The sequence below is a fragment of the Bacillus sp. CFBP9009 genome, from assembly GCF_036541465.1.
In the GTDB taxonomy this organism is placed as follows: Bacteria; Bacillota; Bacilli; order Bacillales; family DSM-1321; genus Peribacillus.
Map to the genome: position 1 here is coordinate 73165 of NZ_JAZHFU010000004.1, position 15258 is coordinate 88422.

Annotated in this window: 14 protein-coding genes and 1 riboswitch; of the genes, 3 read left to right on the forward strand and 11 right to left on the reverse strand. The window is 39.6% G+C overall.

All coding sequences use genetic code 11. The features are described 5' to 3' along the window. Window positions 1–29: 29 nt before the first annotated feature. Window positions 30–443 carry a reverse transcriptase-like protein gene (locus V3595_RS13420; RefSeq protein ID WP_230176921.1) on the forward strand — a complete coding sequence of 138 codons (414 nt, stop codon included), beginning with the start codon at window positions 30–32 and terminating at the stop codon, window positions 441–443. Next, the gene (locus tag V3595_RS13425) at window positions 427–1335 is read left to right on the forward strand and encodes a DMT family transporter (protein WP_485907680.1); all 909 of its coding nucleotides are present in this window, start codon (window positions 427–429) and stop codon (window positions 1333–1335) included. The genes V3595_RS13420 and V3595_RS13425 overlap by 17 nt, the downstream gene beginning before the upstream one ends. A 45-nt stretch (window positions 1336–1380) precedes the next feature. Here V3595_RS13425 and V3595_RS13430 read toward each other — a convergent pair whose 3' ends face one another. From V3595_RS13430 to V3595_RS13465, 8 genes are all read right to left on the reverse strand, one after another. Further along, the gene (locus V3595_RS13430; RefSeq protein ID WP_230176922.1) at window positions 1381–1662 is read right to left on the reverse strand and encodes a DUF6123 family protein; all 282 of its coding nucleotides are present in this window, start codon (window positions 1660–1662) and stop codon (window positions 1381–1383) included. 121 nt (window positions 1663–1783) lie between these two features. Beyond that, window positions 1784–2659, reverse strand: coding sequence for a 5'-3' exonuclease (locus V3595_RS13435; RefSeq protein WP_485907964.1), 876 nt, complete (start codon window positions 2657–2659; stop codon window positions 1784–1786). A gap of 87 nt (window positions 2660–2746) precedes the next feature. Further along, window positions 2747–3574 (reverse strand): sulfurtransferase, encoded by an 828-nt coding sequence (locus V3595_RS13440; RefSeq protein ID WP_485907681.1) that lies wholly within the window; start codon window positions 3572–3574, stop codon window positions 2747–2749. Between the two features lie 12 nt (window positions 3575–3586). Beyond that, window positions 3587–4348 (reverse strand): nucleotidyltransferase domain-containing protein, encoded by a 762-nt coding sequence (locus V3595_RS13445; protein ID WP_485907682.1) that lies wholly within the window; start codon window positions 4346–4348, stop codon window positions 3587–3589. A 15-nt stretch (window positions 4349–4363) separates the two neighbouring features. Continuing rightward, on the reverse strand, window positions 4364–8077 hold the full coding sequence (locus V3595_RS13450; protein ID WP_485907683.1) for a dynamin family protein: 3714 nt from the start codon (window positions 8075–8077) through the stop codon (window positions 4364–4366). 189 nt (window positions 8078–8266) lie between these two features. Then, window positions 8267–8425 (reverse strand): hypothetical protein, encoded by a 159-nt coding sequence (locus tag V3595_RS13455; RefSeq protein ID WP_485907685.1) that lies wholly within the window; start codon window positions 8423–8425, stop codon window positions 8267–8269. A 150-nt stretch (window positions 8426–8575) separates the two neighbouring features. Next, window positions 8576–9106, reverse strand: a complete 531-nt coding sequence (locus V3595_RS13460) for an isoprenylcysteine carboxyl methyltransferase family protein (protein ID WP_485907687.1) — start codon at window positions 9104–9106, stop codon at window positions 8576–8578. Beyond that, window positions 9106–10194, reverse strand: coding sequence for a type III polyketide synthase (locus tag V3595_RS13465; RefSeq protein WP_485907689.1), 1089 nt, complete (start codon window positions 10192–10194; stop codon window positions 9106–9108). The genes V3595_RS13460 and V3595_RS13465 overlap by 1 nt, the downstream gene beginning before the upstream one ends. Before the next feature lie 258 nt (window positions 10195–10452). On the opposite strand from V3595_RS13465, the gene V3595_RS13470 reads away from it, so the two are divergent. Then, window positions 10453–10794 carry a chemotaxis protein CheX gene (locus V3595_RS13470; protein WP_485907690.1) on the forward strand — a complete coding sequence of 114 codons (342 nt, stop codon included), beginning with the start codon at window positions 10453–10455 and terminating at the stop codon, window positions 10792–10794. A gap of 416 nt (window positions 10795–11210) precedes the next feature. Here the strand turns inward: V3595_RS13470 and V3595_RS13475 are convergent, their stop codons facing one another. The 3 genes from V3595_RS13475 to V3595_RS13485 form a co-directional block, all read right to left on the reverse strand. Further along, complete coding sequence (locus V3595_RS13475) at window positions 11211–12524, reverse strand: nucleobase:cation symporter-2 family protein (RefSeq protein ID WP_485907692.1); 1314 nt, start codon at window positions 12522–12524, stop codon at window positions 11211–11213. After that, window positions 12517–13116, reverse strand: coding sequence for a xanthine phosphoribosyltransferase (locus tag V3595_RS13480; protein ID WP_485907693.1), 600 nt, complete (start codon window positions 13114–13116; stop codon window positions 12517–12519). The genes V3595_RS13475 and V3595_RS13480 overlap by 8 nt, the downstream gene beginning before the upstream one ends. 162 nt (window positions 13117–13278) lie before the next feature. After that, window positions 13279–13380: riboswitch (purine riboswitch) on the reverse strand. A 261-nt stretch (window positions 13381–13641) separates the two neighbouring features. After that, entirely contained in the window at window positions 13642–15159 is a 1518-nt protein-coding gene (locus V3595_RS13485) for a carboxypeptidase M32 (RefSeq protein WP_485907695.1), read from the reverse strand. Window positions 15160–15258: the final 99 nt, after the last annotated feature.

Here is a 15258-nt window from a genome sequence, read left to right on the forward strand (position 1 = left end):
TGACAGTTAAACTCGAGGAGGAGCATATATTGATCGAAGTGTATATTGATGGTGCCAGTGCGGGCAATCCCGGGCCGAGCGGCGCAGGTGTTTTCATAAATAATAACGGTGTGGTCGAGAGGCATTCATTTCCGCTTGGAAATATGGAAAACCATGAAGCGGAGTACCATGCTTTAATCAAAGCATTGGAAATTTGTGTAGCCAATAAGTATCAAATCGTTTCTTTCCGTACTGACTCCCAAGCCATCAACCAGGCCATTGAAAAAAGATTTGCAAAAAATAAGTATGCGATATTGCTGGAACGGGCGCTAAAGCTTTCCGACGAGCTTGAATTATTTTTCATGAAATGGATTCCAAACCTCGAAAACAAGTCCGCGGATGAATTGGCGAGACGGGCCATTCGCATGAATAAGGCTGAGGAAATTCATGAACAAGACAGCTGATTTTTCGTTATTATTCGTTGTATTCATCTGGGGCGTCACATTTGTCATGGTTCAAAATGCCCTATCATTTCTTGACCCATTCACGTTTAATGCCGTCCGTTTCTTCATGGCCTTCGTTTTCTTGCTCATTCCTTATATATCGACTTTACACAAAAAGGGGAAAACTTGGAATAAGGGCCTCATTATAGCCGGGTTTCATATTGGGGTTTGGCTTTTTCTGGGATATGGGCTTCAAACGATCGGATTGAATTATACGACTCCTGCGAAGACAGGCTTCATAACAGGATTAAGTGTCGTCATGGTACCTGTTTTTTCCTTGCTGCTTTTAAAACATCGGCTTTCCCGAAATACAATGATCGGTGTCGCAGCGGCAACCATTGGGCTTTATCTAATGACTTTCGCTGACCGCTCCAATTTGAATATCGGTGATTTACTGGTATTTTTATGCGCAATCAGTTTTGCCATGCAGATCATTACTACCGCTAGATATGCCAAGACCCTACCCGCTTTACCGTTGACGCTGATTCAGGTTTCTACCGTATCTTTATTATCATTTGTTTCAGCCTTCATTTTCAACGAGAATCATTCCGTCATCTTGAGCTCAGAGGTGATGTTAAAGAAGGATGTATGGACTGCTTTATTGGTTACTGCAGCCCTTGCCACGGCGTTCGCCTTTTTCGCACAAACCTTCTTCCAAGCCTATACGACACCTACAAGAGTGGCGCTGATCTTTTCAATGGAACCGGTTTTTGCTGCGTTATCCTCATACATATTGATAGGGGAAAAATTGACTACCGCCTCCATCATCGGCTGCGCATTCATTTTCTTGGGAATGATTTTCGCTGAACTGCCTGTTAAGAAAAAGAAACCGGTGACACAGGAGCTTTCTTAAAAAGCCCAATAAAATAAATCGGACTTCTAAGTTATGAAGTCCGATTTATTTTAGCAGCCCCTGTTCTTTTGCAAACGATACCGCTGCACTACGCGTTTCAATGCCATTTTGTTTTAAGTTTTCCAAAAAGGAAATATAAAAGCTGCCATCAAAATTCTTTTGTACCTTCAATGTCAATTCTATTGCTGCATTGACTAAAATATCACTTGCATCCGTGTAGCGCTTACCAAAATAAATAAAACCAATAGCGTCATTACCAAAAGTGAAACCTTTACCCTCTAAAAAACTAACATACTCTTCAGTTGATTTCGCCAATTCTGCATCCACTCCATACTTCATGCCTTATTTTCATCTTACCGTATATCAAAGATTTTGACTATCCATTTTTCGACAAAAAAATCATCGTACAAAATAAAGGAGCTTCCATTGGGAAGCTCCGCTTGTTTGATTAGATCATTCGCATTAAAGCCCTGAATTCATGATCCCTAGCCAGATTTTTGACCTTCTCGCGATCATACTGATAGACCGCATCGTCCAAAGAACATGAAATTGGTACATCACATTTTATTTCTGCTAGCTTTCTGGATAAATGAAGCATATCGACGGCGGATTCAATTTTAGCCCTCTGCCCATTCGTCAATGAAGCAACATTTTCAAGAATCCCTTCGATACTTTGATACTGAATCAATAATTTCAACGCTGTCTTTTCCCCTATTCCTTTAACTCCGGGATAGTTATCAGCTGTATCACCCATTAAAGCTTTTAAATCGATCATTTGTCTTGGTGTGATCCCTTTCCATTCAAAAAAGCTATCGGGATTATGCACCTCATAGTTACCATACCCTTTTTTTAACAAAAGTACGGAAATGTTTTCATCTATTAACTGAAGCATATCTTGATCGCCAGTCAATATACCCACCCGGCTATGTTGGGCAGATGCCTTGGCAATTGTCCCGATACAGTCATCCGCCTCATATCCAGAGAGCCCTATGTTAGGGATATCAAATGCTTCAACCGCTTTTTTCGCGAGGTCGAATTGAGGAATCATTTCGACTGGAGCTTCTGATCGATTAGCCTTGTATCCATCAAATAATTCATTTCTGAAGGTCTTGCTGCCCATATCCCAACACACCGCTACATGACTTGGTGAAAAGTGATTCACCGCCGTCAGCATATGTTTCAAAAAACCTTGAACGGCATTGGTTGGTATGCCTTTCGAGTTAATCATGAATTGACCAGTAACAGCCGTTGCATAAAAAGCTCTAAATAAAAGCGCCATCCCATCAACAAGCATAAGGGAAGGGTGCTGCTCGTTTTCTTTCATTAACACACATTATCACCTCTATCATGATGTACTTCCATCTTAACATAACCGTCCCCTTTTTTAAGGATCGTTTAATTGGAAAAAATATTATTCAATTGGATTATCATCATAGGAGATCCAGTCACTGAAACTGCCAATATAAATCTTCACATCTTTAAAGCCCGCTTCTTTCAGAGCGATATAATTTGGTGATGCCGTTACACCTGAACCGCAGTACACAATGATTTCCTTATCATTACCGATGCCTGTGAAATTCGACTGAAGATCTTCCTTCTTTTTAAAATAGCCATTTTCCAGAACGTTCGTCCACACCTTATTTACGGCACCAGGTATATGGCCGGCTTTTTTATCAATCGGCTCCTCAATTCCCTCGTAGCGTTTAGATTCCCTTGAATCGATTAAAATGATATCGTCTGGCCTATTCATTGTGTAATCCTTTACTGTTTGAAAAGAAGCAACAACGGACTCATTTAAATCGATATGATATTCTGCTGGCACATAATTCGTTTGATTCGAGTCAATGGGATAGCCCGCATCCCTCCAGGCGCGATATCCCCCGTTAAGAACAAAAACTTTCCGATGCCCAAGGTAGCTCAGCAGCCACGCAAACCTGGAAGCAAAAGAACCTTCGCCGCCATCATAAGCAATAAGTACCGTATCATTGGTGATTCCATTTGATTCCAGTTTACCTTTAATGGTTGCCAGGTCAGGAAGAGGATGTCTTCCGCCATGTTCTTTAACCTGACCCGATAAGTCCTTTTCTAGATCGAAATAAACAGCGCCGGAAATATGGTCTTTTTTGTATGCCTTATACCCTGCATCAGGAGTGCCTAGCTGAAAGCGGCAGTCACAAATTCTGATATCATTGGAATTCAACAACGGCAACAGCTCTTCTTTTTCGATTATAAAACTCATCTGTATAACCCCCTACTTCAAAATGGCCCAAATTAATTCATTAAGCTCCGTTTCCATGCTCTTCCCTTGATGTAGCCTAGTTATCTCATTCTTTAAGGAAAGTGATTTCCCTTCTAATAGCGAAAGATTCTTTTCACTTTCATTGTTGCTTATACATTCTTCCAATTGTTTTGCCTTGAATATCCGGTTCATCCCGGTTACCAATTCTTGATCAATTGAAACCAAATCAAGTAATTCCCATACCGATAAAGGTGGCAGCGAACCCCGTTGGATGATATATTCCAAGATTAAATATGAACGGCATACTTGTACCCATATTTTTAGTTCTTTTCTTTTGGATTCCCTTGTTTTTGTCAATTGTTGAAGATTGTCGCTCATCATCCGATAATAATGATGCCCAAGTGCCTTTTTGGAATAGCAATCTGCTATCAAACCATTCATCTTCCTATAATAATCCGGATGCATAATCAACTTGATTTGCGACTGAAATAATTCAAATAGAGCAGGATTACTCTTTAAGGTAAGACGTGATGATTTAAATAGATCCCAGCCTTCCATGTCAAATTGGCCTTCTTTCATTTGAATGACTTCAACTGGCTGACTTAAGCTGAGGTATGATCGCTTATCATTATGAACATATATAAATCGAACATCATAATCAGATTGGCCGGATGATAAACCAAAAGAATGGCTGCCAGTAACAGCAGCCATCAAAATGGTCATATCCTCTTTCTTTTCCAGGTATCTCAATCTTGAAATAAGGTTTTCTTTCATGAATGAACCTCGTTTCTATTTCGAATGCATTTTTGCCAATTCAGCTACAGCATTTTCATAATACGGTAAATCGACCGTTTCCTCCAATGCTGCACGTAAGCCTGCAAAGATATCCGATATTTCCGTCTTAAACTCTTTTTGAATCGCGAGTAACTCTTGATCGAGGACTTCATTATACATTTCGAAAATCCGCTCACCCTGTTCTTTAACATATATAAGGGCAGGTTCATCCAAACGCTTCTGAAGCCCTTCGCTCATTTTCGCTTTCTCATTTTTTTCAAAGAAAGATTTTGGATTTTTAAATAATGCCAATTCCTTTTTGAATTCCCCCGTATCCAATTGGGCAAAAGCTCCTGTAAATTCAATGGACTCCCTCTCATTAGGTTCATATGGCTGCAATGAAAGGGTTCTTCTTACTTTTTGCATTTGCTGAAGCAAACTGCTTTGTTTCTCATTCAGTAATTTATTTACGAACATTTCCGTCCTTAATGCCGTTGCCCGCATTTCCTGGGCAAGGTCAAAGCCTAACGCATCCAACAAGTTCTTCATCGATTGCTTGAGGACAATTTTCAGATCGCCTCCATCATCTTTTAAAACAGCCGGATTGAACGATTCTTTGAAGAAATCATTAAACCGGAAGAAGACTCGTTGTTTACTATAGAAAGTCAATTCGTCGACTTCTTTTTTCAAACGTTGCCTTTCCGCATCCCCTTTAATGACTGAGAGGAGTTCCGAAATGGACTGTGCCTCTTGAGAAAGGGTCTCCAAGGCATTTCGTTTCGCTTTCTCATCCTGCCTTGAAGCTGTAATTACATCTCTTAGCAGTTCTTCCGTTCTTTTTACAGCCGCTTGAGCCGATTCAATTGCAAGCCCAGTTAAATCGTTTTCTATGAAAGAATCGAATTGGCCTTGGAATTCCGAGATTCCGCTATTAGGAAGGAACGAATGCTTAAATGAACCAGGCGTTTGTTTTTCCATCAACGCTCCCTTACTCGTAAGCGGGAACAGTTTTGGAAAACGGATTCCGAAACCATTCAATTGATCTGTGACATAATCCATCACTTCATCCAATTCGTCAGTGGTTTGTGCCAGATCGACGGCATTGACAATGAAAAACATCTTATCCATAGCGAATGAATCTTTCACACGTCCAAGTTGTATCAAGAACTCCCTGTCCGCCCGTGAGAATGGGTGATTATAATAGGTAACAAAAAGGATGGCGTCCGAATTCTTAATATATTCAAAAGCTGCTCCTGTATGTCGTGCATTTATCGAATCCGCCCCAGGCGTGTCAACAAGGACCATCCCCTGCTTAGTCATTTCACAGTCATAACGCAATTCAATCAGATCAACAAGACATGACTTGGACTCTTCTGCAGCAAAACGTTTAAATCCTTCAAGATCTACCGTAACCACATTTCCTAGATCATTTTGGTACTCAGGCAGCCCTTGATGAAAAGCCCTTAGAAAGGATAAATGAGTCTTCCCCTTATCGACTTCCCCCGCCTTCGCAATGATTTGCCCTGCTAGTTGGAGGGCTTCATCTAGAGTCTTTGCCGATTTATCAAAAGCTGCCAAGGCCAGGCTTACATCTTCCAACAGCATCGCTTCGGTCTTTAATTTGACGGTTGCCGTTCCATGTGGATGCTCAGCGTCCGAAGACATGATTTTGTTGATTGCCGCAGTTGTCGGATTTGGTGAAACAGGAAGGACGCTTTCTCCCATCAACGCATTGGCGAAGGAAGATTTGCCCGCACTGAATGCACCGAAGAGGGCAACAGTGAACGTCTGCTGTTCCAAGCGATTTGCCTTCTCTTTCAATTCCTTATAAAGTGATTGAAATCCTCTCAAAGGTTGGATAAGCTTGGCCGCCTGTTGTAAACTCGCTGCAGTCTCCATCAGCTTTTCTTTTCCGCGTAAATCAGCAGCATCAGATGAAGAAACTGTCACGGAAGGTACAGCTTCCTTGTTTTCTTTATCATGATCACTTTCAGGTTGTTCGTTGACGGACCTTGAATTACTTCCTTTTTCAGTTCTCATGATTTTGACTGTAATATTTTTTTCCTCTTCATTCCATTGAGTTAAAAGCATATCAATATCGCGTTCATCGACTAATGATTCAGTTTGATTTGCAATGGCCTCTAAACGCTCCGTTTGGTAAACGATTTCCGCGTTCATCGCAGCAGTAACTTTAAGGGCTTCCGCAAATTCAGAATAACCTTCAAGCTCCTTATCGATGGTTATAGACTGCTGTTCCACTATTCCTTCCATAACGGTAACCATTTCATTCAAAAATCCTTCAGATACATCACGCGCTTTCTTTTTGATGGCTGATGCTAAATCATTCGTATAGTTTAAAACGTATTCACCCGTAATATCGACTTGAGGCCTCAAAGAATTTTTTATGTAAGATTCCGTTACCTCGATCTGAAGTGCCTGAGCCTTACCTTCAAGTGTTGAATCATGGATCTCCGCTTGATTAAGCATTTTAACGGCTAATTCTTTAAGATGCCATTCAAGCTGGGTTTTCACCTTTTCTTGTAAATCGTTCAAGAACGCCTTGATACGTGCCTCACGTTCGGCATCCGTTTTTTTCTTGGCAAATAATAATCCCATTTTAAAGTCAGGCTGAGCGGATTCCAAGAAAGATTTACCTAGGTCCCGTGTTGCCGCGGGCATGATGTACGCACCTTTCAAAATCGTTTCTAATGCATCAGCATATTGGACCTTGATGTCCTCTATGCGTCCCGTTAATGATTTTTTTTCTTTCAATAGGCTGTCCACTTGATTCGTCAGGTGTACTCGTTCTTCATGAGGAAGTTCAGACAATACTTCAAAATCATCGGCATGTTCCTCTTCATACTGCTCCTTCAGCCAATTAAGATGCCTTTCGACAAGGGCATTAGCCGATTGCATGATGGCATCTTTCCCATCATTTAGACCTTTGCCAGCCATTTCATATATGAATTGCTTGACCACTTCTATTTCATTTTCACTATTGTTCAAGTCTCTTACGGAAGTATAAAAAATCCCATCAGGATATACATTCCAGTTCGCAAATGCTTCAGAAACGGAAAGCTTGAAGTCTTGAAAGCTAAGCTCGTTCTCATCATGCTTATCAATCATATTGATAATTAAGTATGTCGGTTTTTCAGCCTCTAACAATTCTTTCGTGAATAGGAAGTTCACCTCTGATTGGACGTGATTGTAGTCCATGACATAGAAGACGACATCAGCTAGATGCAAGGCAGATTCCGTAGAAACTCTATGTGCATCATCTGTTGAATCAATTCCTGGCGTATCCATAATCGCACATGAATCCGGCAGTGAAAAATCATTCGAACTTATCGTTATTGCCGATACTGAGTCTCCATCCTTGGCAAATTTCTTGACCTCTTTAAAATCATAAGGTGCAGGAAATAATACTGGTGGCTGATGATGGTAAAAGACCTTCGCATAGTCTTCCCCTTTTTGGACTTTTACCGTATTTGCACTCGTTGGAATCGGACTTGAAGGCAGTACTTGATCACCAAGGAAAAAATTGATCATACTGGATTTCCCCGCTGAAAAATGCCCGCAAAAAGCAATGATGAACTCCTCATTATTCACTTTCATGATTAACTGTTTCAGTTTATCTGCATTGCCTGTATCACCTGCCGATTGAAATTTCTCATACATGGCAGTCAAAATCCCCAATTTGGACTGTTGCTTTAATGTTTCTTGAATCATGAATCCATACCCCTTAATCTATCGTCATTTTGATATTCTTATTGTAAACGATTTCGTTTGTTATTCATACCATCAGCTTTATTTTTACTATATGATTCATTACAGTCCATGTTCAAAAAAAAAACCACCGATTGGTGGATTCTCAGTTTGATTCATATTGGCTTGGAATGCAAAAAAAAACCAGGATGTTTACCTGGTTGTAGGGGTGGGGTTAAAAGCAGCTCGGTTTTCAATTGGTGACTCGGTATAAGGTTTTACTGCCTTTGCCGGTTTTTGAATATTATTCAATACATGTTTCATCACAAAACCATATGTAGCGATTGTCAATAAAATGAATACCCAAACCATTACCAACACCATCCTCTTATATATTGTTTAGCTTTTAGTTATTAGTTATTTAAATAAAATTATCGAGATCCGAATGAGAATAATTTTCATCTTCATTTAGAATCTTATCACGAACGATAATCATTTTCAATAAGAAATTAAATTTTTTTATTATTTTCCCTTAAAAACCGTAGAATATTCCGTATGTTCCTTTAATGCCTTCTCTTCCAGCGGGATTCTTACCGTCATCATCCAAACATTCAATAAACTAAAGATGATAGCAGTATAATATGCATTGAATAATAAGGAAATAACTAAAATCTCAGTTGCGACTATGATATAGTTCGGATGTTTGAAATATTTATAAGGACCTTTAATGACTACATCGGCATCAGGAACCACTATGATTTTTGTATTCCAATGTTTTCCCAATGAACGGATTGCCCAAATCCTGCCTGACTGCGCAATTAGAAAAAGGGTCAGCCAAATTGGCCAAAGTCCTGACATATTCCTTTCAAGCACGACCACTTCAATAATGAGAACAATAAAAAAACTAAGATGCATTAGAACCATCCATCTGTAATGGGACTCACCGTATTCCACTGCTCCTGCAGCTTTCAGCTGTTTTTCATTTTGTTTGGCGATATATAATTCAACCAGGCGCTGTATAGCGATCAAGATAATGAAAATGGCAAAGATCATCACTTCCACCTCATTAACACAAGTTCAGATGAAAACCCAGGCCCTAATGCAGCAGCCAAGCCCACCTCACCTTTATTCCCGCCCCGCTGCATGAACCTCTCCAGGACGTACAAAATAGTTGCTGAGGACATATTTCCAAATTCCCTCAATACGCTCATTGACTCTGCCGTCATGCTTTCATCGAATCCGAGGGCTTCGTGATAAGCATCGATTACTTTTTTGCCTCCAGGATGAGCGATGAAATCTTTTATGTCACTTAGATCGAATCCATTCTCCATTAAGAACTTTTGAACATTCGGTTTAAGCCAATCCTTGATGATTGTAGGGATATCTTTCGAAAAAATCACGTATAATCCTTGATCTTTAACATCCCAACCCATTACATCCAATGAATTCGGCATAAGCGTAGATTGAGAATCCAAAAATTGCAAATGTCTTACTTTTTTTGAAAACTGTTCATTCGGCACTTCATCACCGCAAACCAAAATACAGCTTACTCCATCAGAAAATAAGGAAGTTCCAATTAAATTACTTTTGGAGATATCGTTCCTTTGAAATGTCAGACTGCATAACTCCACACTTAAAACAATGACCTTCGCCGTCGGGTATGCTTGGCAATATTCAAAAGCACGTGATAGGCCACTCGCTCCCCCTGCACAGCCAAGCCCCCAAATCGGAATCCTTTTAGTATGCGGGTTAAATGGAAGTTCATTCATTATCCTGGCATCAATGGTCGGGGTAGCAATCCCCGTGCTTGAAATAAAGAAGAAAGCATCTAGCTCGTTTGCCTGCAGTTCTTCTTTTAAAAATTCTCTGTTGGCTAAGCATTTTTCTATAGCTTCTTTCCCAAACTTGACTGCCTGCTCAATATATAAATCATTACGATCGGCAAAAGAATGATCCTCTTTAAACCAATCAAGATCATTTGAAAAATACCGATTTTCCACTTGCCCATTCTTAAAGGCTTTTAGTAACCGTTCTATATTTTTAAAGGATGCTCCAAATATTTCTCTCGAAAATTCCATGATCTTTTCCTGTGAGAGTAAATGTGGCAGCTTTATATGTGATGCAGATAATAAATATGGCATGATTCCACCCCTGATTATTCATGATATGGTTAATATACCCACCGAGATATCAATTATGCTTTATAGCTAAATGGTTATATTTATCGGGATTTTATAATATTTTTTCTTTTTTTCTTAATAAATAGGTAAAAAAGACTATAAATTTGATAAAATAGAGAACATAACCAGACAAGTGGAGGAACGAATGGAAATCAACACTATAATCACAAAATTGTTAAATGGAACCAGCCTGGCCGTTAAGTCCGTATTCCTTTCACTTTGGACATTCAAAAGCCTTACCTCATAAGACAGCCTTTCGAACAGGAATCGATTAGCGTCCTTATTGGCATGACAGGGGATATCCGTGGGAGAATAATGATTGAGGGGACTAACGGATGCATGAGTAATATAGGTGAAAGCATGTTTGGCATGCTGTTAGAAGGTGAAATGCTTGAATCTTTTGCAGCAGAATTCGGTAACATGCTTGGCGGTAATATTGCCAACTCTTTAGCAGGAGAGAATGCATTGATTGATATTACACCGCCCACCGTCATTGTGGGCAATACCAAAATGTATGGGTTTCATGAAGCAATCCATTTACCCATTTCATTGAAGGCGTAGGAACACTTCAGATCATCTTAATGATCGAAATGTAATCACGAAACAATAAAACCCCCTTACCTATAATCGGTAAGGGGGCACTTTCATTCTTCCTTCTTTACTGAAGATTGATTTTGCACTTGTATAATGATATTTTGAAACTCCTCTTTTCCACACACACTGCACCTATACTCCTGGCTTAGAATGGTCCGACAATGAATACAATATTTTTTCTCCATCCCTATCACTACTTTCCTGAACATATACTATCAATATATTCAAAAAGTGAAGAGAGTTTCCTTTTATCTGACAAAACGCCAATTTCATTATCAATGATATTATTCGGCCTAAATGAAAAAATGCCCAAAATCCTCATCACCTGAGAAATTTGGGCATTTAATGGGTGAATCTATCAAGTTTACCGAAACTATTTTTAATCAGGCTACATTTTGCCCTTCAATACGCGATTCCTTCACTTTGCCTTTTGTAGGGACGATGTTAAAGACGATATTCAAGAAAATGGCTGTCAAACTTCCGGCTACAATACCGTTTTCCGTTAAGATTTGAAAGCTTTCCGGAATTTGCGCAAATAACTCAGGAACGACCGTCACTCCAAGTCCCATACCTACTGAACAAGCGATGATCAATAAATTTTCTTGAGAAGCAAAATCCACTTTGCTCAACATCTTAATTCCAGCGGCAATTACCATCCCGAACATCGCAACCATTGCACCGCCAAGCACGGATGAAGGGATAATTGTCGTGAATGCACCAATTTTCGGAACAAAACCTATGAAAATGAGAATGCCGGCTGTTGTGTATATGACATTTCTTGTTTTAATGCCTGACAATTGAATCAAGCCGACATTTTGTGAAAAAGCTGTATACGGAAACGCATTGAACAAACCGCCAATCATGATGGCAAGTCCTTCAGAACGATATCCGCGAGCTAGATCGTCTTCTGAAATCTCTTTGTCCGTGATTTCACCAAGGGCATAATAAACACCAGTCGATTCCACCAAGCTGACGATCGCCACCAATGTCATTGTAATGATTGCCGTGACGTTAAATGTCGGAGTTCCAAAGTAGAAAAAATGTGGCATATGCAGCCAATTTGCACTGACCACTGAGCTAAAATCCACTTTTCCAAGGAAGAAGGCCGCAAAGGTTCCGACTAATAGCCCCAATAAAATAGAAATGGAGCGTACGAATCCCGTCGAGAATTTATACATGAATATGATGAATAACAAAGTTCCAAAACCAAGAGCTACATTATTCAAGTCTCCGAAATCAGCAGCTCCCTGGCCTCCACCTAGGTTATTGATGGCAACAGGAATGAGCGTAATGCCAATAATCAAAACGACCGATCCAGTGACAATGGGCGGGAAGAACCTTGCCAGTTTTCCGAAGAACTTACTAATGATAATGACGATCAATCCCGACGCCAAAATAGATCCATAAATGGAGTTGATTCCATATTGCGTACCAATTGCAATCATCGGGCTAACTGCTGTAAATGTGCAGCCTAGGACGACCGGAAGCCCAATTCCAAAGAATTTATTTTTCCACACTTGCAATAAAGTTGCTATCCCGCACATCAAAATGTCTATCGAAACTAAATAAGTTAACTGCGCTGCAGTCAATCCCAGCGCCCCACCGACAATCAATGGAATGACGACTGCACCGGCATACATGGCGAGAACATGTTGTAATCCTAAGGAAGCAACTTTTAATGGTGATTGATTAGACATTGACGGCTGCTCCTTCCTTTTCCTCAGCGAACGTTATCTCACCGAATTTCAACTCAGCAATTCGTGCAAGTGATTCCACTTGGAAACCTTGTTCCCTAAGATCCTTACCACCACTTTGAAATGCTTTTTCAATCACGATGCCGATTCCGGCCACTTCTGCTCCAACCTGCTTACAGATTTCCACCAAGCCCCTGGCTGCCTGTCCGACCGCAAGGAAGTCATCGATGATCAAGACCTTATCTCCAGCTTCAATATATTTATTGGAAACCGTAATGGTATTGGTTTCTTTTTTTGTAAAGGAATGAACGGACGCCGTCACTAAATCATTTGTTAAAGTAAGTGATTTACGTTTACGGGCAAAAATGAGCGGAACTTCCAATTCCAAAGCAGCCATCAAACCAGGACCAATGCCTGATGATTCAATTGTCAGCACTTTCGTGATTTCCTTGTGTTCGAAACGTTTAACGAATTCTTTACCAATTTCTTTCATTAGCATAGGATCCATTTGATGATTTAAGAATGAATCTACTTTTAAAATATCTTCTGATAAAGCTTGACCCTCGGACAAGATTTTTTCCTTTAAAAGTTGCATGAAGGTTCCTCCCAATCTTGGATGTTTATTGATCCATAAACCACACAATTATTTCCCGGCATATAAAAAAGCCCAAGAAACATTGCGGCACTTTTTTGGAGTGAAGCAATACTTCTTGGGCATGAATGAAAAATGAATCAGCAAAAGCCTTCATTTACGCAACAAGATCTATTACTCACCCATAGTCGAATTATTTACGGTAATCCGGTAGAAACTTGCAGGCCATATCCCTGCTATTATACGAGTGAAACATTATATTTTATAATATATGAATTATACCAACGCTGGCTCTATTTGAAAAGTAATTTTTGATAAAAAACCGAACTTTAAATTAAAAAAATAAATCATTATTCGTATTATTAGAAAATTGCGAAATCACGGAACCTAAATTACTTGGATTTCCTATCAAAAAAACACCACCCCTACTTCAAATAACATTTACTGGTATTTTGCTCATGCCCTTTTGGGGTGACCCATAAAAAAGAAGAAGGCCTTGACATTTAATGCAAGTCCTTCTTCTTTGATTCATTTGATTTTATAAACTTCTTTATATTTATTTTCAAGATACTTTATTAAATACTGAACATTCAGGCCTTCCCCTGTCGTTTCTTTCAAAATCTCCAGAGGCTTTTTTGTTTTTCCGTATTTATGTATTTTTTCATTAAGCCATTTCCTGATTGGTTCAATATCACCCGCTTCCAACAGTTCATCAAAATCAGGCAAATCTTTAAGCATCGATTGCTTGATTTGGGCTGCATACATATATCCCAATGCATAAGAAGGGAAATAACCAAAGCTGCCATCTGCCCAGTGTACATCTTGCAACACGCCCATTGCGTCATTTTCAGGCACAATTCCCAAATAATCCTTGTATTTTTCATTCCAGACTTCCGGTAAATCCTTCACTTCAAGTTCCCCATTAAAGAGGGCCTTTTCCAGTTCATACCGAATCATAATATGTAGAGGATACGTAAGTTCATCTGCGTCAATACGGATGAACGATGGTTTTGATTCGTTAATGCCCCGGTAAAATTCATCCAGCGTCACATCTTGGAATTGTTCGGGAGCATATTCTTTTAATAAGGAAAATTTATTTTTCCAAAAGCTATGGTTCCGTCCAATGAAGTTTTCGAAAAACAAAGATTGTGATTCATGGATCCCCATTGATGTCCCGCTATCGAGAAGTGTTCCGGTTAACTCTTCGGCGATATTCTGCTCATAAATGGCATGTCCACACTCATGAATAGTACCAAAGATTGCCCCCCTAAAATCATTTTCATCGTATCGGGTCGTCACCCGGACATCGCCCCTATTTATTCTAATTTCAAAAGGGTGAACTGTTTCATCAAGCCTGCCAGCCTTGAAATCGTATCCTAGCTGTTTTAAAATCTCCAAGTTGAGTTGATGCTGTTTTTCTTTTGGAAATTCTTTATATAGGAACGCTGTTTCCGGTCTATGTTCGCTTTTTGCAATCTGTTTTACCAAGGGAACGATCCTCGACCGAAGCTCACTGAATACGCCATCAAGTATATCTACAGTCATGCCTGGTTCATATATGTCTAAAAGGGTATTATATTTCGTCCCTTCATATCCCCAGTACTCTACGAACCTGCGGGTATATGTCACAATTTGCTCCAGATAAGGTTGAAATAAAGAAAAGTCAGCTTTTTCCCTTGCCTCTTCCCATGCACTTTCAGAACGCGATTGTAAAATGACGAATTCCTTATATTCGTTCGCAGGAATTTTCTTATTCCTTTCAAACTCTTTTTTACACTCTTGTACCATCTTATTCGTCGATTCACTAAGAATGGCTTTATCCATCGAAAGTTCTGCAATGAAGGATTCCATTTCCTTACTTGTGCTCATATTAAACACTTCGGAGGAAAGCATACCGATAACTTCGGAACGCTGCTCAACTCCCTTTTTAGGTGCACCTGTACGCAAATCCCAAAAAATTAACGCAAGAGCTTCATTATAAGCCGAGATTTTCTTTACATATTCTTTAAAGTCTTTTTCTATCAGATCTATACCCTTTTTTTTCATATTCACTGCTCCTTCCAACTACACTTTACCATATTATACAAAAGTCTTTCATATCAGAACCACTCCGATTAATAAATTAAAATAAATAAGAGCCAAGGG